This is a genomic window from Guptibacillus sedimenti (assembly GCF_028610665.1).
GTDB classification, from domain to species: Bacteria; Bacillota; Bacilli; order Bacillales; family Guptibacillaceae; genus Guptibacillus; species Guptibacillus sedimenti.
Genome location: NZ_JAQQWV010000002.1, coordinates 669971 through 690207, shown reverse-complemented (window position 1 = coordinate 690207; position 20237 = coordinate 669971). Strand labels below are relative to the sequence as shown.

At 39.7% G+C, this 20237-nt stretch carries 20 protein-coding genes; 7 read left to right on the top strand and 13 right to left on the bottom strand.

All coding sequences use genetic code 11. The annotated features are described in order from the left end of the window. Window positions 1–11: 11 nt before the first annotated feature. Window positions 12–767, bottom strand: a complete 756-nt coding sequence (locus PQ578_RS11895; protein ID WP_273834528.1) for a metal ABC transporter ATP-binding protein — start codon at window positions 765–767, stop codon at window positions 12–14. A 20-nt stretch (window positions 768–787) separates the two neighbouring features. Next, complete coding sequence (locus PQ578_RS11890) at window positions 788–1714, bottom strand: metal ABC transporter solute-binding protein, Zn/Mn family (RefSeq protein ID WP_273834527.1); 927 nt, start codon at window positions 1712–1714, stop codon at window positions 788–790. Between the two features lie 391 nt (window positions 1715–2105). On the opposite strand from PQ578_RS11890, the gene PQ578_RS11885 reads away from it, so the two are divergent. Both PQ578_RS11885 and PQ578_RS11880 read left to right on the top strand, forming a co-directional pair. Continuing rightward, window positions 2106–2594 (top strand): universal stress protein, encoded by a 489-nt coding sequence (locus PQ578_RS11885; protein WP_160920076.1) that lies wholly within the window; start codon window positions 2106–2108, stop codon window positions 2592–2594. Then, a complete protein-coding gene (locus tag PQ578_RS11880; RefSeq protein ID WP_159782066.1) occupies window positions 2569–2802 on the top strand; it encodes a helix-turn-helix domain-containing protein in 234 nt (77 codons plus the stop codon). Before PQ578_RS11885 ends, PQ578_RS11880 begins: the two co-directional genes overlap by 26 nt. 43 nt (window positions 2803–2845) lie before the next feature. On the opposite strand, the gene PQ578_RS11875 is transcribed toward PQ578_RS11880, so the two are convergent. Continuing rightward, a complete protein-coding gene (locus tag PQ578_RS11875) occupies window positions 2846–4696 on the bottom strand; it encodes an ATP-binding protein (RefSeq protein ID WP_273834526.1) in 1851 nt (616 codons plus the stop codon). A gap of 159 nt (window positions 4697–4855) precedes the next feature. Here PQ578_RS11875 and PQ578_RS11870 point away from each other — a divergent pair, with 159 nt between their 5' ends. Continuing rightward, entirely contained in the window at window positions 4856–5140 is a 285-nt protein-coding gene (locus PQ578_RS11870; protein ID WP_160920073.1) for a hypothetical protein, read from the top strand. Window position 5141: 1 nt separating this feature from the next. Here PQ578_RS11870 and PQ578_RS11865 read toward each other — a convergent pair whose 3' ends face one another. After that, a complete protein-coding gene (locus PQ578_RS11865; protein ID WP_273834523.1) occupies window positions 5142–6980 on the bottom strand; it encodes a helix-turn-helix domain-containing protein in 1839 nt (612 codons plus the stop codon). Window positions 6981–7001: 21 nt separating this feature from the next. After that, window positions 7002–8207, bottom strand: coding sequence for a M20 family metallopeptidase (locus PQ578_RS11860; protein WP_273834522.1), 1206 nt, complete (start codon window positions 8205–8207; stop codon window positions 7002–7004). Between the two features lie 227 nt (window positions 8208–8434). Between PQ578_RS11860 and PQ578_RS11855 the strand changes: the two genes are divergently transcribed. Beyond that, on the top strand, window positions 8435–9052 hold the full coding sequence (locus PQ578_RS11855; protein ID WP_273834521.1) for an NAD(P)-dependent oxidoreductase: 618 nt from the start codon (window positions 8435–8437) through the stop codon (window positions 9050–9052). Here PQ578_RS11855 and PQ578_RS11850 read toward each other — a convergent pair whose 3' ends face one another. From PQ578_RS11850 to PQ578_RS11820, 7 genes are all read right to left on the bottom strand, one after another. After that, window positions 9053–10150 carry a Ger(x)C family spore germination protein gene (locus PQ578_RS11850; RefSeq protein WP_273834520.1) on the bottom strand — a complete coding sequence of 366 codons (1098 nt, stop codon included), beginning with the start codon at window positions 10148–10150 and terminating at the stop codon, window positions 9053–9055. Next, on the bottom strand, window positions 10143–10628 hold the full coding sequence (locus PQ578_RS11845; RefSeq protein ID WP_273834519.1) for a GerAB/ArcD/ProY family transporter: 486 nt from the start codon (window positions 10626–10628) through the stop codon (window positions 10143–10145). Before PQ578_RS11845 ends, PQ578_RS11850 begins: the two co-directional genes overlap by 8 nt. A gap of 34 nt (window positions 10629–10662) precedes the next feature. Continuing rightward, window positions 10663–11220: a GerAB/ArcD/ProY family transporter gene (locus PQ578_RS11840; protein ID WP_273834518.1), complete on the bottom strand. Its 558-nt coding sequence runs from the start codon at window positions 11218–11220 to the stop codon at window positions 10663–10665. 27 nt (window positions 11221–11247) lie between these two features. Then, window positions 11248–12714 (bottom strand): spore germination protein, encoded by a 1467-nt coding sequence (locus tag PQ578_RS11835; RefSeq protein WP_273834517.1) that lies wholly within the window; start codon window positions 12712–12714, stop codon window positions 11248–11250. 118 nt (window positions 12715–12832) lie between these two features. Beyond that, window positions 12833–13543, bottom strand: a complete 711-nt coding sequence (deoD, locus tag PQ578_RS11830) for a purine-nucleoside phosphorylase (protein ID WP_098443007.1) — start codon at window positions 13541–13543, stop codon at window positions 12833–12835. Between the two features lie 160 nt (window positions 13544–13703). After that, a complete protein-coding gene (locus PQ578_RS11825; protein ID WP_098443006.1) occupies window positions 13704–14234 on the bottom strand; it encodes a DUF420 domain-containing protein in 531 nt (176 codons plus the stop codon). A gap of 121 nt (window positions 14235–14355) precedes the next feature. After that, entirely contained in the window at window positions 14356–14970 is a 615-nt protein-coding gene (locus PQ578_RS11820; protein ID WP_273834512.1) for a hypothetical protein, read from the bottom strand. 390 nt (window positions 14971–15360) lie between these two features. Here PQ578_RS11820 and zwf point away from each other — a divergent pair, with 390 nt between their 5' ends. The 3 genes from zwf (at window position 15361) to PQ578_RS11805 (ending at window position 18234) form a co-directional block, all read left to right on the top strand. Continuing rightward, window positions 15361–16854 (top strand): glucose-6-phosphate dehydrogenase, encoded by a 1494-nt coding sequence (gene zwf / locus PQ578_RS11815; protein ID WP_273834511.1) that lies wholly within the window; start codon window positions 15361–15363, stop codon window positions 16852–16854. 107 nt (window positions 16855–16961) lie between these two features. Then, entirely contained in the window at window positions 16962–17585 is a 624-nt protein-coding gene (locus PQ578_RS11810; protein WP_273834510.1) for a cyclase family protein, read from the top strand. Between the two features lie 76 nt (window positions 17586–17661). Next, window positions 17662–18234: a hypothetical protein gene (locus PQ578_RS11805; protein ID WP_273834509.1), complete on the top strand. Its 573-nt coding sequence runs from the start codon at window positions 17662–17664 to the stop codon at window positions 18232–18234. A 285-nt stretch (window positions 18235–18519) separates the two neighbouring features. Here the strand turns inward: PQ578_RS11805 and gndA are convergent, their stop codons facing one another. Next, entirely contained in the window at window positions 18520–19929 is a 1410-nt protein-coding gene (gndA, locus tag PQ578_RS11800) for an NADP-dependent phosphogluconate dehydrogenase (RefSeq protein ID WP_273834508.1), read from the bottom strand. Window positions 19930–20237 lie beyond the last annotated feature (308 nt).

Sequence of the window (20237 nt, the reverse complement as noted above, 5' to 3'; positions counted from 1 at the left end):
CTTGGTCCCCCTTATGGCTGCACCACATAGGAAGGACTAACCTGAGAATCGAGAAAGGCTAGACGACCTCCATATGTTTTTTGTAAATTTTCCACTGTAAATACTTCTTCTGTAGGTCCAAGCGCAATTTTTTGTTTATTTAATAACAGGGTCCAATCAAAATACTCTTTTACAGTCTGTAAATCATGATGCACAACAAGCACCGTTTTTCCTTGTGCTTTGAGTTCGTTTAATAAAGAAATGATCGCTTTCTCTGTTGCTGCATCAACACCTACAAACGGTTCATCCATGAAATAGACTGTTGCATCCTGAGCAAGAGCCCTAGCAAGAAAGACTCTTTGCTGCTGGCCACCTGAAAGCTGACTAATTTGACGATCAGCATATTCTTTCATTCCTACTTTATCAAGGGCCTGCATCGCAATCGCCGTATCCTTCTTCCCTGGTCGGCGAAACCATCCAACATGACCGTACCTTCCCATGAGAACAACATCAAGAGCATTTGTAGGAAAATCCCAGTCGACTGAACCTCGCTGCGGCACATACCCAACTAATTTCCGCTGGGTACGATAAGACTTTCCATATATTTCAACAGATCCAGAAGCTTTAGGAATTAACCCCAAAATGGCTTTAATTAACGTTGATTTCCCCGCACCATTTGGTCCCACAACACCAATTAATTTTCCTTCTGGCATTTGAAAAGTTACTTCCTGAAGAACTGGTTTCCGGTCATATGCCACTGTTAAATTTGATACTTGAATTGGATTCATTTTTAAGCTCCCTTCAACATCTATTTCAAAGCCTTGGCAATCGTCTCAATGTTATGGCGATACATGCCTGTATACGTGCCCTCAGGTGAACCTTTTTCACCCATTGCATCTGAATAGAGTTCGCCACCGATTTTCACTTCATGCCCTTTTTCTCTTGCACCTTCGACAACAGCATTGATCGATCTTTCTGAAATACTGCTTTCTATAAAGACAGCTTTAATATTGCGATCAGCGAGAGTATTAACAAGATTCTGTACGTCTCTTAGACCATACTCTGAATCTGTACTCAAGCCCTGCAGCCCCTTTACTTCCATTCCATACGCCTGACCGAAGTATTGGAAAGCATCATGGGCAGTAACAAGCACACGACTCTCTTCTGGTATTTCATTAATCTTTGCCTGAGCTTCTTCTTCTAGTTTCTTTAACTCATTTAAATAGGTTTCTGCATTTTTCTCATAGTCTGCTTTATGATCAGGATCATACTCAATTAATGCATCGCGAACTTCCATTACAGCATATTGCCATAATTCAATATCGAACCATACGTGTGGATCAATAGCTGACGCATTCGCTTGATCAACCAATAGCTTATTTTCCGGAATTGCTTCAGCAACGGGATAGGTCGGTTTGTCTTCCTTCATCTTTGCAAAAATATCTCCCATTTTCCCTTCAAGATGAAGACCATTGTAAAAAATGATGTCTGCTTGCGATAGCTTATTAATATCTCCCTGAGAAGCCTTGTATAAATGAGGATCAATTCCCGGTCCCATAAGAGAATCAACTGCAACATGCTCTTTGCCCACATTCTTGGCAATATCACCAATTTGACCGATCGTTGTCGTTACTTTAATCTTACCTTCACTTTGTTTATCCGCTTCACTGCTACATCCTGCCAGTATAAGTAAAAACAATGATGCTCCTAAAAGATACCCAATCCATTTTTTCATTTAAATAACCTCTCCTTCATTCATTTAATCCGCTATAAAATGCTTTAACCTAACGTATGGGCTTTCTGCTTTTGATGTGCTTTTCCAAGTCTCTTTCGCGAAAAACATTTGCTTAACAGCTCTATTCTTCACCTTATGAATATTTTTTTCCCAAAGGCAACTTTAAGATAAAAAAATAAACAATCTGTTCATATCTCCGTGCCCATCCGCACAATTGTTTCCTTAATACAAAACTATCGCGCAAATGCACATTTGTCAACATTAGTTTATTCAAAAAAGTGAAAAAGTAGAAGTTTTTCTGAAAAAGTGTGAGAAAGATCACAGTTTTTTACAGAAATAACATCTACAATAAACATATGAAGTATAAGAATTATTAATGGAGGGATTGCAAATGAGTGTTAAACACACAAACATACTTGTTGCTGTTGATGGTTCTGAATCTGCTGAGGTCGCTTTCTCAAGAGCGGTCGAACTTTCTATTCAAGATCAAGCATCCCTAATCATTGCGCACGTTATCGACACAAGAAATTTTTCCACATTTGAGCTATATGATATCGCAACAGAGAGAGCTGAAGATTTCGGCAAGCGGCTATTGAAAGAATATGAAGAAAAAGCAATGATCGCCGGAGTAACGAATGTAAAAACCGTAATCGAGTATGGATCACCGAAAGTGAAAATCGCTAAAACCATTGCTCCCCAAAACAAAATTGATTTAATCGTTTGTGGTGCCACTGGTATGAATCGTGTTGAGAGATTGCTTATGGGCAGCGTTTCAGAACATATTACCCGTAATGCCACTTGTGATGTGATGGTTGTACGAGGTGTGAAAGTTTCAAGTAAGGAGGGGCATCACGATGAACATAGCAGACAAAATACGTAAACATCGTTTAGAAGCAAATATGACCATTCAAGAATTGGCTGTAAAAGTTCGTATCGGAGCCGGTCTTATGCAAAAAATTGAAGAAAATCGGTATCATCCAGACGTCCAAACATTGTTAAAAATTTCGACTGCGCTAGATATTCCAGCCTCTGAATTTCTTGAAAAAGATACGATTGAGGCGTTGAAAAAGGCGGACTCTGGTATATAAGCATGAAAGCATAAGAAAAAAGCGCTGAATCAGCGCTTTTTTCTTATGCTTTCACTAACCTTCTTTCATATAAGGGTAAAGAAACTTCAACTGTCGTCCCCTTCCCTTCCACACTTGATAACCTCATTTTTCCATTATGATTATCAATAATGCCGAAGCTTACCATGAGACCAAGTCCCGTTCCGTTTTCCTTTAATGTATAGAAGGGTTCCCCTATTCTTGATATTTGATGCTCAGGAATCCCCACTCCTTGGTCTTTTATACGAACAGTCACACCCGTCTCGCATTTAGTGACTTTAACGTAAATAATCCCTCCATCTTCCATCGCTTCAATAGCATTTTTTAGCACGTTTACAAATACTTGCTTCAGCTGATTTTCTTCCCCCAAAATTGGAAACTCTTCACAATCATACTGGGTTCGGATCTCAATGTTCTTTAAAATTGCTTGGGATTTTAATAATGAAATCACATGCCTGAGCAGAGAAACCAGATCACTCCTGGCGAATTCTTTTTCATGTGGCCTTGCTAGAAGCATAAATTCACTAACAATAAAATTAATCCGATCGATTTCCGAAAGCATAATTTGCAAAAACTCTTTTGATTTCTCATCGTGAGAGGAGCTATAAACAAGGCTCGCAAACCCTTTTAGCGACGTCAGAGGATTCCGGATCTCATGCGCCACTCCTGCCGCAAGCTCACCGACAGCTGTTAGTTTTTCAGAGCGTCTTAAAAGTTCCTCCGTTTCTTTAAACTCCGTGATATCCTCTACGATAACAATAATACCTTGCATCTTGTTTTCGATCATATGTGGAATAGAAATTAGTTTCACATGAATGGAATGACCATTGCGATGGCTAATCGCTGATTCACATTTTTGTGGAACACCTTCTTTTGTTCTTTCAAAACAGTACGTTGTTTGCTCGATGTATCGCTCCTCAACAAAATGAAAGCTTAATTTATGACTCACTTGTTCTAACGTATACCCACTCATACGTTCTAAGGCAGGATTAATATTTAGAATATGACCTTGAATGTCTAACACCATAATGCCATCGGGACAATTTTCTACAAGAGAATGGTATTTTCTTTCGCTTTCTCGGAGCATCGACTCCTGACTTTCAAGCTCTCGATTCCGCATCATACGAATGAGCATTAAAACAGATATAATAAAGATGCCTGTTAAAGCCATGTATTGCACGAGGTGGTTTTCACTATAGCTCTCAACTTCAAATTTAGTTGCAACAGAAGATGTGATCATTGTAAAGTAATGGACCGCAAGCGTTCCAAGACCAAAAACAAGCGCTCCTGACACTCTTCTAAAGGAATTACTTCTTTCATTAGAAATTCCATAAACAAGCCACAAACTACTAACTGTAAAGAAAAAAACCATCAACAAAGGAAGAACGACTCTCCACCAGTCATCGATCGAATAAGTTAACCCCAATAAATAATGAGAACTAATCATTTGTAATAACAATAACGATAGCGCAATCCAAAGACTTGCTTTAATGATTTGCTTAAACTGCCCTCTCGGTGAAAGGGTCATAAACGCTAAGAGAGATCCAATGACTGGAACAGCTAGAGATAAGCATACAAACCATGGTGCATAAAAAGAAGCATCTGCTGTTGATAGACCTAATAAAACAAGGTATTGCAGAATCCATATTCCCGCTCCCATTGCAAGTGAACTTCCAAACACCCAAAATTTCCGATATGGAAGCGTCATGATGTGAGCTTTTTCATGAAAATCAAATGCTACATAAGCGTAGCTTACAATCATTAATATCGAAATAACAATAAGAAAAAAATGAAACTCGTAAGTGAATCCTTCCATTACGTACTCCACTCCATTTTTAATATCGACGTCCTGGTTTTCTATGTACCAATTTGACAAATTTCTTCAAAATCCTTCCACATTTAAAAAATAGCGATTACTTTCTTTCACCACCTTCTAAACGAATAAAAACAGCCTCTATGAAACAGGCTGCTTTTACATGTTTTGAAGGCTATTTTTTAATAAGAATGGGTAATGGTAGATGAAGGAGGATTTACAATGGCTCAAATATTATTCAAAGTACAAAATGTGAAGCGACTCGTCGACCATCATATTCCGGATACATTTGAAGCATCCGTCGAAGTCGAAATCATTAATCGTGAAAATGGCGAACTATTAAAAACAGGGCTAATTCCAGTTCAATTTAATGAGCATGGATCCTTCCCTTCCATTTCCCACATTCAAACGTTTGAAGAAAACAAGAAGTTACAAGCGAAACTTTTATTTGATATTCGACGATATGTTCGAAAGCTTCGTCCTTATCTTCAGCCAGATGATGACTAATTTACGCTTCAAATAAATAGCGGTAAATACTACAAGCAACTTGAATGTTCAAAAGATCAGATGGATCGTTAAAATTAATCGTTAATATTTCTTGGATACGTTGAATGCGGTAGTTCATTGTGTTCACATGAACGTGCAGTTGTTCTGAAGCGTTTTTGATATCCTGTCCTGTCGATAAGTACACAAACAATGTTTGAAAAAGCTCTCCTTTGCGTCGCTTCTCATAAGCAAGTAGGGGAGAGAGATACTCAAGCGCATAATTAGCAAGCTCCTCCTCGTTGTTATTTAACAACAAACGAAGCGCTCCAATTTCTCCATACCACGAGGAATACCCAGCAAATGTAAAGCGTTCTAAAAATTTAATTGTTTTCTTGGCTTCATTGAAGGACTGGTCTAATGCGCGTATTCCCTTAACTGATTTCCCGATTCCGATTCTACACATTTTTTCTGACGTAATAGATGAAGTAAGTGCTTTGAAATCACGGATAAAGCGATTAACTGATACGATTGACGATTCTACCCCATGAACATCATGGAAGAGGATAACAATCTGTCTCCCCCACTCTGTCACAAGCAATCTCGTATCACCTTTTTGAAGCAAATGACTAATTGATGCATGAATGCAACTTCGCAACCACTCTTCGTGCCCCTGCTCTAGTTCTTGCGGAACATCAAGAACCGCCACGGTAAAAAAAGCATTCCAATCAGCTTGAAGTCGATCGGCAAGATAGCTTAAATCCGCTTCCTCTTCCTGAGCAGAGAGAAGATTGATGATTAGTTCACCGGTAAGCCGCTGCTGTTCTTTATGCTCCGCTTCTTGTTTCATTAATTGTAGACCCGCCACTGTGCATGCATGAAAAACAGCAGAATGTTCAAACCTTGTAAGCGGTAGCGATTCGGAAATAATCGCTAGATAGCCTAGTGGAAAGGAAAGTCTACCAAGTGGGAATAACAAGAAATCTTCTTTTGCGTGGAAAACTTCAACCTCATGTTTTTTTTGCCTAATCGTATTGAGGTGCATCAGAATCATCTTTTGCAAGTTTTCAGTTGATGGCCATTTAGAGTGGCTCGACGCCTTCACTTCACCAAATGGATCAAAAATCATGACGTTTTTACCGATTGAATTTGTAAGATATGAACAAATTTCTTGAAAAGACCCTTCATTCATTCCGATATCAGATAGGGCATGGTGGGTTTCCACAGATTTTGATAAACTTTCATTTTGATTTATCATTGTCTTGTTAAATTGCTTTAATTTTTGAAGAGAAGCTTCCTTGTTCCGATACAAATTCGCATTCATAAGAGCAATCGCCGCCTGAGACGAGATGGCTTCAACTAATCGAATATCGTCCTTCGTAAACTCTTTTTCTAGATTAAATTGATCTAATACAATAACCCCTGTACAATCGTCTTCTTTAATAATTGGAATACAAATGGTACTCATAGGTAAATCGTCTGCGGACTGATGGTAGAGCGTTGCATTCTGAGGCGTCATCGTTTTCATCGCTTCTTCTACTTCAAGGTTTGTTTTAAAGTGGAGCGTTTCTTTTTTCTCAAATGCCAGGCCTGTCATCGATTCTCCAGATTGAAGCAATACCTCATTTACCGTTTTCTTTCGGAACCCAGTCGATCCCGCAACTTTCAATCTCTTTCGCTCATCATCGTATAAAAAGAGCACGCCGCCGTCTGCAGCATCAATGACAGAGACGGTCTCTTCAATGACGGATTGAATCACCGCATAGAAATCAAGTGATGAGTTAAAGATGGTTGATACTTGCATCAATAAATGTAGCTGTCTTTTACTTAATTCTGCTTCATTTTCAAGCAACCCTCTCGCCATTCATTTCCTCCTCCTATTCTCTTAACTCTTTATCTCTTCCGCTTCATAACGATGTTGTTCTAAATAAGATAAAGTGGCCTCTCCTAGCGTTTGAGCAGCGATCAACATCGCAGTCTCATCAATATCAAACATCGGATGATGATGAGGATAAGTCGATGACAGCTCCTTATTTCCTGAACCAGTTAAAAAGAACGTTCCCGGTACTTTTTCAAGATAATAAGCAACATCTTCTCCAACCATTAACGCTTCTGTTTCGACCACATTTTTTACTTTTTCTACTCTTTGGGCCGCCTCCTTCAGCATCATCGTTTCCTTCTCGTGGTTCACAACAGGAGGGTATCCTCGATCATAGGTAAACTTATAGTCTGCCCCGCTACTTTCACACGTCCCTTTAATCATTCGTTCCATTAATGCAATGATCTTCTCACGAACATCTCGATCAAATGTACGAACGGTTCCTTTCAGCGTAGCCGTTTCTGAAATAACGTTAAACGCCGATCCTGCATGAAAGGAACCAATTGACAAGACGGCTGTATGACCTGGATCAACAAATCGACTAACGATTTGCTGCAACTGACTAACAAGCTGACTAGCAATGACAATTGAATCAACCGCTTCGTGCGGAATACCTCCATGCCCCCCTCTTCCTTTTACGACAATTTCAAACGAGTCGGCAGCTGCCATAATGCGTCCTGTTTTGTATGCGACGGTGCCTGTAGGAAACCCTGACCAGAGATGTGTTCCAAAGAGCACGTCAACCCCATCAAGACACCCATCTTCGATCATCGGCTTTGCACCACCAGGCGTGATTTCTTCTGCAAATTGATGAATAAAAACAACTCGTCCAGCTAACTGATCACGTTGATCGTTTAACGCTTGTGCAAGATGTAAAAGCGTAGACGTATGCCCGTCGTGTCCGCAAGCATGCATCACGCCGGGAACTGTCGATTTATATGGAACGTCTTTTTCATCATTTATTGGAAGAGCATCGAAATCAGCTCGTAAGGCTACTGTTTTACCTGGTAATGCTCCTTCGAGAACAGCTACAACACCTCTTCCACCAACTTCAGTACGAATAGGCATTTCAAGCTTTTCATAAAATTCAGTGATTCGTTTTGGTGTGTGAACTTCATGGAAAGAAAGCTCGGGATGCCGATGAAGCTCTCTTCTTAGTTCAACCATTTGTGGATAAAGCTCTTCTAATCTCTTAAACAGTGCAGTTCTCATTGTAAGATCTTCCCCTCTCCTCTATCTAAAGCAATCACGTATCATACGTTATGAGTATTTTAACAAAAATTCTGAACTTTATAAGGAAAACTTGCAAATCTATTGTGAAATATTATGTGCACCTACTAAGAGCAGTTCATTCGGAATTAAAAAAGAACCCTCTGATTTGCAATGGATCACTACGTTTTCTAAAATAAAGTGAAGATCGCTAATGAGGAGGATATAAGATGAATGTATGCATATTAGGGGCTACAGGCCGGGTTGGTAGTAAAGTACTAATACAAGCTGTTAGAGATCACCATAACGTATCTGTTCTTGTACGATCACCAGAAAAGCTTTCAATAAAAGATGGTATAACAATTGTTGAAGGCAATGTGTTAAATGAAGATGACGTAATGAAAGCAAGCGAAGGAGCCGACGTGATGATCAGTGCGCTTGGAACAGACAAAACAACAACGCTATCCGAGAGCACACCGATTCTGCTAAGCGTCATGAAGAAGCAGGGAATAAAGCGCATCATTACAGTTGGCACAGCCGGTATACTAAACAGTCGTACCGATCCTGGCGTTTATCGTTTTGAGTCATCCGAATCAAAACGTAAAACAACCCGAGCAGCAAAAGAGCATCTCGCTGTCTACGAGATGCTGAATAAAAGCCAAGTGGAGTGGACCATTATTTGCCCTACGTACTTACCAGAGGGAGACGCTCGCGGCAGTTACAGAGTTGAAGAAGATTACCTTCCTGAAGATGGCAAAGAAATCTCAACTGGAGACACGGCTAATTTTGTGTATCAAGAGCTCCTTGAAAAAAACCACCTTTTAAAGCGGGTCGGGATTGCCTACTAACTACTGAGACATACCTGTATCTTTGATCGTGACATCCACTTCAACAGATACAGGTGTGGTTTCAATGAGACGTTCTTTGTCTAACGTCCTCCATTCTTCATAAGATAGTGACTGTCGAATATACTGACCTAACCCAAGACTATCTGTTTGGTTTTCCTTTAAAATCTCGATGATGTCCTCGGCTTTATGCTCAATATGACGTGCAACCAACTGCTCTAATTGGTGAATCTCTTTAGTAGAGGAAATACTTTCTTCTCCCGTATCTTCTAAAACCGATCCTCTCATCTTCACTATAATCTTGATATAATCAACCTCTCTCCCCTTCTTATATACGTTTATTTTCCGGTTGCTTGTCACATAGTCAAAGTGAACATTTCGAATTTCTTCCTCTTGAGCCATTTTAATCGTTAGCTCACTTCTCTCTACCTTTTTAAGCAATAACATTAATATTTTTGATTGAATCAAATCAAGGTGATCAACATAGCGATCATTGCGAAAAAGAGCGGTACCCACCAATACGATTCTCCCATCCTGCTTACTAAAGAGAGGAGCGATCGGATCAATCCCATCATCATAATAATCACGAGAAAAATGGTAAATGTCCGTTTCTGGAATTGTAAATTTATCGGATTCAGTTTTTAACATTTTATCAATGTAACTCCCGATATCCGGCACGACTTCGGTTCTAATAATTTCAGTGCCTTCTTGATCTGCTACCACTACTTTCACCTGTGATCCTATTTCCTGGTCTCTTTCCATCGAGCTGATCACGCTGTTCACTCCGTTTCTTGCAAACCTTTCGCCAAGAATAATGGAATGAATTTGACCATTTACTACTTGTTGTTTTGTTTTGGATGAGAGGAGATCCTCTGCCTCCTTTTTAGAATTTGCAATTGTTTCGATGATTTGCTCTTCATTAGACGTTTCACTTGTTAAATTTGGAAAAGAGGCGGTAACTTTTAAATCACCAATCGGATCATCCGTTTGATCAAAACTCATCATACTAATAATAGCAAGATCTTCAATTACTTTTTGATCGTTACAACCTGCTAGCACTAAGCATGCGAAAATGCCCCATATGACAGTTTTTCTATCCATTGCGCCTCCTCCTAATCCACAGAATCAATAACAACAGAATAGGTAATCCAATGGCTATTCCTGCAGCAGCGAATCCAAAAATCAATAACCATGGTGCTAACTCATAAACCACGTCTACTCGAAGTGTAATAAAAAAAGCAACCAAAATTAAAATCGGCGCTAACCACTTCTCATTCATACTCGGGATTCCACGATGAAGGAGTAATTTGGCAGCCCATAAATACATCACTACTGTAATAAGAATCTTCATTAGAAATAAGTTAAAAACGAGGCTTTCAATTCGCTCAATTAATTCAATTTCAACGTACGCAATTAAATTCAATACAGGAAAACTAATAAGCTTGAGTTGCTCAAATGAAAAGTACATAAAGGATACGAGGCATGTGAGTGTATACACAATCGTCGTAATGACATGTCCTACATATACGCTCAGAAACCATCTTGGCTTTTTCTCATCAATATAAGGAAACAAAAACAAGACAAGTTCAAAACCTAGAAATGCCGTATATACCTCAATCCATCCACGAATTGAATGGGTGCCTTCTTTCGAATATAAATGGCGTTAACCTCATAACGGATGAATATGGGATATGATAAATTAACAAAAAGGTCATCCAAATTGTTAAAAAAAAGAAGATGGTCGTTGTCTTAGATATCGTATATATATCCTTTACGACAAGGTAGAAAGCAAGAATTAGAACGATGCTGTACAGCAAAAGTAAACTTGAATTTTGAAAAGTTAACACCTGGGTGATAAGGATATAATCTTTTCCTACAAGTAGTGCTAAGATCGACCAGATCAATGCAAGGAGGAGGTAAAAAGGCGCCAATACTTTACGAGGGATAAGTCCTTCCATAATCTCAAATACACTCTCTCCTTTTCTAAAACGGTTCACGAGAGAAATGAGAAAAACATTTATTCCAGCTATAAAAGATACAATGAGTACCATAATCCATCCGTTGGTACCAAAATTAACGGCTAGCATGCGTGGTAACTTGTATAGGGTTACACCAGACTGGATCATATAAATGAGAATGGCGAGGTGAAATGGCGCGATTTTTTCCGACATTAGTATCCCTCAATTTCTTCTAGCTGCTTATTGCTTTCTTTTCTTATTAGAAGTTCTAGGTAAAGCTGGTCTTGTTTTCATTAAAGAATAGGGAGCTCGCAACAAAAAATCGACCCAATCTTTGCGGAAGAACGGAGATAGAGGAGCTAAGTAAGGTGCACCAGCACTCGTTAAACTACTTAAGTGGATCACCAAAAGGATGACTCCAATGACGATTCCGAGATTACCAAGGAGTCCCGCTAAAAGAATTAAACCAAAGCGCGCTAATCGAATACTCGCACTCATCACATAACTAGGGACGACAAATGAAGTAATGGCAGAACTCGCGACAACAATAATAAGAACATTGCTAGTAATCCCAGCTTGCACTGCCGCTTGTCCGATAACAATACCACCAACGATACCGATCGTTTGTCCAACTTTTGTTGGCAACCTGGCCCCTGCTTCACGTAAAAATTCAAGGGTAATTTCCATGATTAGCGCTTCGTATAAGGGTTTAAATGGCACCTTACTTCTTGAACCTGCCAGCGTTGTTAACAGCGATTGTGGAATCATTTCATATTGAAAAGTCGTAACGGAAACGTAAAGAGCAGTAAACCCAATCGTAATGATAAAAGCCCCGAATCGAAGCAACCTTGTTGCCGTCCCTGTAGTCCATCTTTGATAATAGTCATCACCTGTTTGAAAAAAGTCAAAAAAACTTGAGGGACTGATGATTACTGCAGGACTACCATCAACTACGACCACAATTTTCCCTTCAACAAGCGCAGCTGCAATGGCATCAGGTCGCTCTCGAAGCATAAACTGTGGAAAGAGCGCATTTGGCTGATCTTCAATCAGCTGTGTTAGCATATGTGCATCATACACCGCGTCAATCTCGATTTTCTCAATTCTATTTATCATGTCACCCACTACTTCATCATTAGCAATTCCTTTTATATGAAGAACAAAGATGCTTCCTTTCGAAACTTCTCCGACAGGAATTTCGTTAATTTTCAAGTGCGCGCTTTTCACCCGTCTTCGAATCATGGAAAGATTAATTTCGCTACTTTCAACAAATCCTTCATGTGGCCCTGTAATCGTTGTTTCCGTTTCCGAAGGTTGGATTTCTCGCTGCTTAGGTCCAGAAATGTTAATCAGGTAAGTATGGTCCTGGTGAAAAACCGCCGCTTCTCCATTTAGAATTCCATCGATTACTTTCTTTTCATCATCCGTTTTATGAAAGTTAGACCTTTTTAAGAATGGAAGTTTGGTTTCATCTGATGCATGATAAATGGGAACGAGCAAATCCATTTCAAGTAAATTTTCGTTAACCATATGTAAAAAATAAACAATTGTTATATTTAATTCAGGAAACGTGCGTTGTACGAGATCATGACAGCCACTAAAATTTTCGATAACTTGTTTCTGAAGTGAAGCTGAATGATCTTTTCCTACCGCTTCCTGCTTTAATTCTTTTAACTTATGAAGTAACTTTGTCGTTCTCCTTCTCATCCTATTCACTCCCATGCGCCCGCTTGTTCTAGCTTTTGGAGATGTGAATAGAAATATGCATCGGCTCTTCAGAATAACAAAAAAAGAAGACCAGCTTTACGCTCGTCTTCTCCATGTTTTACTTTTGTTTTAAAGCCGCTTCTAGAGCAATAATCATCATTTCTTTAAACGTTGTCTGACGCTCTTCAGAAGTCGTTTCTTCACCCGTCACAATATGATCACTAACAGTCAGTACGGTCAGTGCATTCACGCCGTATTTTGCTGCGATCGTATAAAGAGCGGAAGTTTCCATTTCAACACCTAGCACTTGATAGTCAGCAAGCTGTTGGAAAATTTCCGGGTTGTCACGATAGAAGGAATCACTTGTAAACACATTCCCGACATGAACACTCATTTCTTTTTCGGCTGCAGCATCATATGCATTTTTTAGAAGGTTAAAATCAGCTGTTGGGGCAAAGTCCATGCCATTAAATTGAAGACGGTTTACACCAGAATCAGAAGTGGCACTCATCGCAAGAATAACGTCTCTTACTTTCACTTCTTTCTTCAATGCACCACATGTGCCAACTCGAATCAAATTCTTTACGCCATAGCTTTGAATAAGCTCATTCACGTAGATTGAAATCGACGGCACGCCCATGCCGGTTCCCTGAACAGAAATTCGTTCCCCTTTATATGTACCAGTGTATCCAAGCATTCCTCTTACTTCGTTATAGCAGACAACGTCTTCTAAGAACGTTTCTGCAATGTACTTCGCACGAAGCGGATCTCCGGGTAATAAAATCGTTTCCGCAATATCTCCTTGTTTCGCACCAATATGAACACTCATAATCGTACCTCCTTGAATAAATACGTTCACTATCAAAAGTAGCATAAGATGAGAGGATATGCCACATCCATTCACATATCGGTAGTCTCTCCACAACGTCTCTATGCAATGCAGCTACTAGTGCAAATAAAAAACAGGCATTCGCCTGTTTTTTAACCTATCAATAGTACGGAGAAATCATCAAATAAACGACAACACCTGTCATACTCACATACAACCAAATCGGCATCGTCCATCTTGCAATTTTCCTATGTTTTGCAACTTGCATATTAAGACCTCGTGTAACTGTGATTAGAGCAAGAGGAACAATCGCAGCGGCAAGGATAATATGTGAAATCAAAATAAAGAAATAGACGGATCGAATCAGCCCTTCTCCTCCAAAAGAAGTTGATTCAGACAACCCGTGATACGTTACGTAAGACACTAAAAATAATGCTGTCGTCGTAAAAGCGGCAAAAATAAAGCGTTTGTGCAACTTAATATTCTTTTGCTTAATAAAGATCAGCGCAGCTACTAAGAAAACAAAAGTAAAGCTATTAAAAACTGCGTTAAGCAAAGGCAAAAGTGTAATATCAAAACCTACCTCACCGCTATATTCGGGTAAGAAAAACAGGATAACAACGAGCACGTTAACTGCAATGGAAAGCCCGACGATCCATGGTGTATAATTCCGTTGTTTTACATCACTCATACGAATTCTTCTCCTTATCACATTAATCTACCTTTTAAGGATAAGAAAGTTTCTCTAAATGAGCAACCTATGTGACACATCTCACACGTAAAATTCCAATTCGTGACACGTTTTGTTCACATTAAGGCGACCACTGATCATGAACAATCCCTATTAAATAGTGATCATTATTATGTTCAGAAAACACCAATTTAAGACTCTTCCAATCCATTCCTTCAGATTCTTCTGATCCGGGTACAAAGAACTCAACATAATGGCTATTCGGAAAAGCTTCATCTATATTATGAAGACGATTTGTTTCTTTATATATCCCATCGTACGTAACTAACTCAGTCTCACTAAATTCGACATCATAAATATATTTCTCAAAATAAGCTTGAGGTGTCAGTCGAATTGGATCTCCTTTACCGTCATCCGTCCCCCATTCAAGCTGCTTTTGATTGGGTACCTGGAATAACTCTTTCACCTGAGAAGGCATCAATACCTGTGCACGATTTTTATCAACCGTTCCGAATGGAGAAAGCAGTACTCCTTTTTGTGGATGAACATAACGAGATACTTCGTCCATCTCTTGTTTACTTAATGCATTTAAAACGAGATACGCTTTTTTCATAACAATGCTTTGTACAGATGCTGGTCGATCGGCTTCTACTTCGCCTAAATTTTGCGGTTTTTCAATTGCACACCCTAGAATAATGCCAAAAAACAGGAAGAAGATTGTCAGTACTCGAATCATCTTATTCATCCTCCCTATTAACGCTCATATCTATTATATTCGCCACAATTGAATGCAACCATTCTATCTCTCAGGAAAAAGTTTATCATTTTCCATTTGAATGTCCCCAACAACCTTTTCCCTAGGTACTAATCATGGTATCGCTTACAGATGTCAATTAGTCGATTTAATATTAAAAATTCAGCTTAATACCCAATCACACGATTTGATTTTAACGCGAAAAAGCTATAAAATTTTTACTTGGGAACCCAGTAACTTGTTCTGTTACGGGATCGATATCATCTGATCAGCATTTGATTAGTCTTATCTTTACTAATGAAGTAGGGAATTCACTGTTCCGTCCATACGTTCCCTCTGGAACAGCAATAATGAAAAAGTGAGGTCACAAAGATGAATCAACCATCAAAACAGGCTTCTGTTATCGTTATATTCGGTGCAACAGGAGATCTTGCCAAACGCAAGCTATTCCCATCACTGTATAACCTCTATTGTAAAGGTGTACTTGCTGAGGATTTCGCTGTAGTGGGAGTAGCAAGAAGACAGCTTACTAATGAAGAATTCCGTTCAAACGTTCATGATTCTGTTATACATACAGCATGCATGGATAAAGATGACAAACACGAGGAATTTAGCAGTCATTTCTTCTACCAACCATTTGATGTTACAAAGAAAGAATCTTACCAGGAATTAAATGAATTAACACAATCACTCGATGAGAAATTTAATATTCCAGGAAATCGCATTTTTTATATGGCGATGGCTCCTGAATTCTTTGGGACAATTGCACTCAATCTAGATTCTGAAGGATTAACAAATGGAGACGGCTTTAATCGTCTTGTTATTGAAAAACCTTTTGGACATAATTTCCCATCAGCTCAAAAGCTGAATGATGAAATTCGTCAAGTCTTTTCTGAAGACGAAGTTTATCGTATCGATCACTACTTAGGAAAAGAAATGGTGCAAAATATCGAAGCGATTCGTTTCGCTAATTCAATGTTTGAACCACTATGGAACAGTCGACACATATCAAATATCCAAATTACCTCTAGCGAAACGGTCGGCGTTGAAACACGTGGAGGATATTATGAAAAGTCTGGTGCCCTCCGTGATATGGTCCAAAACCATGTTCTTCAAATGGTTTCCCTTCTAGCAATGGAACCGCCTGTTAGTCTTTCAACAGAAGAGATTCGCGGTGAGAAGGTGAAAGTACTTCGCGCGCTTCGTGCAGTTAAACCGGAAGAAGTAAACGACTACTTCGTTCGCGGACAATACAAGCAAGGTGAAGTAGATGGAGAAAAATTACCAGGCTATCGCGAAGAAGATAATGTCGATGAAGAATCAAATACGGAAACATTTGTTGCGGCGAAACTGATGATTGATAATTTCCGCTGGGCAGGTGTGCCGTTCTATATTCGTACCGGTAAACGTATGACAAATAAATCCACTAAAATACTGGTTGAGTTTAAAGATTTGCCAATGAACCTATATAAAAATGAAAGTGGCAAACTTGGACCGAATATTCTCGTGATTCACATTCAACCTGAAGAAGGCATTACCCTTCACTTGAATGCGAAGGATACTGGAGATATGCGTAAAACAACGCCAATACAGTTAACCTTCAATAACCATCAAGAAAACAATATGAACTCACCAGAAGCGTATGAACGCCTCCTACACGACGTGATGCGCGGTGATGCTACGAACTTTGCACGTTGGGATGAAGTCGCTCTCTCATGGCAGTTCATTGACCCAATTTCGGTTACATGGGCAAATGAGAAGGAAAAAGAATTCCCGAACTATCCAGCAGGTTCAATGGGACCTAAAGCTGCAGATGAGCTTCTAGAAAAAGACAACCTGCACTGGTGGCCATTACCGAAAGAGTAAAGCGGAAGTGAGCAGTTTATTGCAATTAAAAATGACAAAAGAAAGATACGTGCTTCACGTATCTTTCTTTATCATATACACTACTATTTGAAAGGAAGTGTTTTTTTATGAAAATGTATGATGTAAGTGCACCAATTTTTAATGGAATGGCTGTTTATAAGAACAAAGAAGAAAAACAACCTGAAATCAACACGAAGACAAATGGACATGTAACAGAGTCTCGTCTTTCTCTCGATGTACATACGGGCACTCACGTAGATGCACCGCTTCATATGATGAATGATGGAGCAACATTTGAATCAATTAATCAAGAAGATCTTGTTGGAAAAGCGAAAGTAATTGACGTTACAGATGTTAAAGGCGCGATCTCTGATAAAGATATTGAAGCGGAAGACATTCAAGAAGGCGACTTCATTCTTTTAAAATCTCAAAACTCTTTCGAAGAAGAATTTAATTTTGACTTTGTTTTCGTAGGTGAAGACGCTGCACGCTACCTTGCAGAGCGAAACATTCGCGGAGTTGGCGTAGACGGCCTTGGTATCGAACGTAGCCAGCCTGAGCACCCTACACACCGCTCTTTATTCGAGAAGGATGTTATCATCATGGAGGGCTTACGCCTAAAAGACGTGGCAGCTGGAGAATATTTCATGGTTGCTGCACCTTTAAAGCTTCAGGGAACAGATGCATCACCCGCTCGCGTTTTATTGTTTGAAGGATTAAAAGAAGCATAAGATTTCATAAGCCAGGGTCTCCCCTGGCTTTCATTCTACCTCGAGATGATAATCCAAAAAACGAGTGGAGGTAATGATGAAATTCCTATTTCTAAAGCTTCGTTCTCGTCTAACGCTAACAATCTGGTTCATTTCTGTCGTCATTTTTGCGCTCTTCCTTACCTTTGTCCTCCCTCAAGTCTCAAACAAATCTTATGAGGTTACCCAAACGACTGAATCCCCTGATGGCTCATTCTTTTACACTCCTGAGAAGCTCTATGAGGTTGCAGAAGCGTATGGAGAAGCTGGGAGAAGCTATTATATTAAAGAGCGCTTTAGTTTTGACCTTATCTGGCCGCTAGTGTATTGGTTCTTTTTAATCGCTTCGATTACGATCTTATATCGAGCTGTCACCAATGGTAAATGGTTCTTTTTAAGCTTACTTCCCTCATTTGGTGTAGTATTCGACTACTTAGAAAACATCGCAACTTCACTTGTCATGTTCTTTTATCCGCGTAGTATATCATTCATCGCTTGGTGTGCACCATTTTTCACATCGATTAAATGGTCACTGATTTACGTAAGCTTCCTTGTTATCATCATTGGTTGTGTCATTCAAGTCATTCAGCTCGGGAAAAAGCTTCGCAATGACCTTAACCACAAGGCTTAACAAAAAAAACGCTACTTCGCTCCCCTTTGAATGGGGAGTGAGTAGCGTTTTTTAATGCTGTTTAAGAAATCAGACATGCTCACTTCTCGCTCTGACACAAAGAACGTGTTCAAACGAGAGTGCTCCAGTGCCTGCCGTGTCTAAACGCCCACTTTCGCTTTTCTTGATCTAGCTGCAACGCCCAGCCTCTCGATCGCTTCACCCCATCAAATGAACACAAAGACCGTGTTCTTTTTATGGGGCTCCAGCGCTTGTCGAGGCTAAACGGGCGCTTCCGCTTTTCTTTTAATCAAGCCATTCTGTGTGGAATACACCTTCGCGGTCAATACGTTGATACGTATGAGCGCCAAAGTAGTCGCGCTGGGCTTGTAGAAGGTTTGCTGGCAATGTTTCGCTACGATAGCTATCGTAATAAGCAATTGCACTTGCAAGACCAGGAACCGGAATTCCGCGCTGTACAGCAAGTGAAACGATATCACGAGCAGCACCCTGATAAGATTCAACGATTTCCTTGAAGTATGGATCAAGAAGAAGGTTCGTTAAGCTTGGCTCACGGTCATATGCTTCTTTAATGTTTTGAAGGAAGCCAGCACGGATAATGCAACCACCGCGGAAGATCATGGCGATCGAACCATAATCAAGATTCCAATCATACTCATCTGAAGCAGAACGCATTTGTGCGAAGCCTTGCGCGTAAGAACAGATTTTACTTAAATATAATGCTTTGCGGATTTTCTCGATTAGCTCTTCTTTATTACCATCAAATGCTGGTACATTAGGGCCAGCAAGAAGCTTGCTTGCTTTCACACGCTCTTCCTTCATTGCTGAAATAAAGCGAGAGAAAACAGATTCCGTAATGATTGAAAGTGGTACACCAAGGTCTAGGGCACTCTGACTTGTCCATTTACCAGTACCTTTCTGGCCAGCTGTATCAAGAATCACATCAACAAGCGCTTTGCCTGTTTCAGGATCTTTCTTCGTAAAGATATCTGCTGTGATTTCAATTAGGTAGCTATCAAGTTCACCTTTATTCCATTCCTTAAATACTTCGTGAAGCTCATCAGTCGAAAGACCAAGCACGTTCTTCATCATGTAATAAGCTTCGCCGATTAACTGCATGTCACCATATTCAATGCCGTTATGCACCATTTTCACATAGTGACCTGCACCGTCTGGACCAATGTAAGTGGTACAAGGATCACCATCAACGTTTGCAGCGATTGCTTTAAAGATATCTTCAACTTCACTAAATGCATCCGGTTGTCCACCAGGCATAATTGAAGGACCGTTTAATGCGCCTTCTTCTCCACCTGAAACACCAGTACCAATAAAGCGAATGCCTTTTTCTTTCAAATCTTCGCTACGCTTCTGCGTGTCTTTAAAGAACGCATTCCCGCCGTCAATGATAATATCATCTTTATCAAGATGTGGAAGAAGCTGATCAATCGTTGCATCTGTTGGCATACCTGCTTTAACCATTAGCAAGATTTTTCTAGGTGTTTCAAGTGATTGAACGAACTCTTCAATGCTGTATGTATCCTGAAAGTTTCGTCCTTCAACTTCAGACATCATTTCTTTCGTTTTTTCTTCCGATCGATTGTACACTGAAACGGAATAGCCGCGGCTTTCGATATTCATCGCAAGGTTCTTCCCCATAACGGCTAACCCAATTACACCAATTTGTTGTTTTGACATCTTATTCCCTCCAGCTCATTTCTTGTTTTCATGAACCCACTGACGCGAACTCATTTGATTACAGGATTAACACTTTTTAGTATGTGCACCTGTCATTTAGCTAGTCACGCGTACAGCCTGACAGTATGCATTATACGTCTTTCCGTGTAACCGTGCAAAGATTAGCAACTAGGAAAAAGGATGAAAAGAATCAATTTCGTGCTCATTCTTTTCATCCTTTTTTTATGCTTCTCCTTTGTTTACAGGAAAGAAGGCGTTTTCAAAATTCATCATTGGGAAACACTCCTTATAACGATTATACTTAATGA

Coding starts and splice junctions, on each gene's coding strand:
- PQ578_RS11895 (WP_273834528.1), bottom strand. CDS start 767: ATGAATCCAATTCAAGTATCAAATTTAACAGTGGCATATGACCGGAAA.
- PQ578_RS11890 (WP_273834527.1), bottom strand. CDS start 1,714: ATGAAAAAATGGATTGGGTATCTTTTAGGAGCATCATTGTTTTTACTT.
- PQ578_RS11885 (WP_160920076.1), top strand. CDS start 2,106: ATGAGTGTTAAACACACAAACATACTTGTTGCTGTTGATGGTTCTGAA.
- PQ578_RS11880 (WP_159782066.1), top strand. CDS start 2,569: ATGAACATAGCAGACAAAATACGTAAACATCGTTTAGAAGCAAATATG.
- PQ578_RS11870 (WP_160920073.1), top strand. CDS start 4,856: ATGGCTCAAATATTATTCAAAGTACAAAATGTGAAGCGACTCGTCGAC.
- PQ578_RS11865 (WP_273834523.1), bottom strand. CDS start 6,980: ATGGCGAGAGGGTTGCTTGAAAATGAAGCAGAATTAAGTAAAAGACAG.
- PQ578_RS11860 (WP_273834522.1), bottom strand. CDS start 8,207: ATGAGAACTGCACTGTTTAAGAGATTAGAAGAGCTTTATCCACAAATG.
- PQ578_RS11855 (WP_273834521.1), top strand. CDS start 8,435: ATGAATGTATGCATATTAGGGGCTACAGGCCGGGTTGGTAGTAAAGTA.
- PQ578_RS11850 (WP_273834520.1), bottom strand. CDS start 10,150: ATGGATAGAAAAACTGTCATATGGGGCATTTTCGCATGCTTAGTGCTA.
- PQ578_RS11840 (WP_273834518.1), bottom strand. CDS start 11,220: ATGTCGGAAAAAATCGCGCCATTTCACCTCGCCATTCTCATTTATATG.
- PQ578_RS11835 (WP_273834517.1), bottom strand. CDS start 12,714: ATGAGAAGGAGAACGACAAAGTTACTTCATAAGTTAAAAGAATTAAAG.
- deoD (WP_098443007.1), bottom strand. CDS start 13,543: ATGAGTGTTCATATTGGTGCGAAACAAGGAGATATTGCGGAAACGATT.
- PQ578_RS11825 (WP_098443006.1), bottom strand. CDS start 14,234: ATGAGTGATGTAAAACAACGGAATTATACACCATGGATCGTCGGGCTT.
- PQ578_RS11820 (WP_273834512.1), bottom strand. CDS start 14,970: ATGATTCGAGTACTGACAATCTTCTTCCTGTTTTTTGGCATTATTCTA.
- zwf (WP_273834511.1), top strand. CDS start 15,361: ATGAATCAACCATCAAAACAGGCTTCTGTTATCGTTATATTCGGTGCA.
- PQ578_RS11810 (WP_273834510.1), top strand. CDS start 16,962: ATGAAAATGTATGATGTAAGTGCACCAATTTTTAATGGAATGGCTGTT.
- PQ578_RS11805 (WP_273834509.1), top strand. CDS start 17,662: ATGAAATTCCTATTTCTAAAGCTTCGTTCTCGTCTAACGCTAACAATC.
- gndA (WP_273834508.1), bottom strand. CDS start 19,929: ATGTCAAAACAACAAATTGGTGTAATTGGGTTAGCCGTTATGGGGAAG.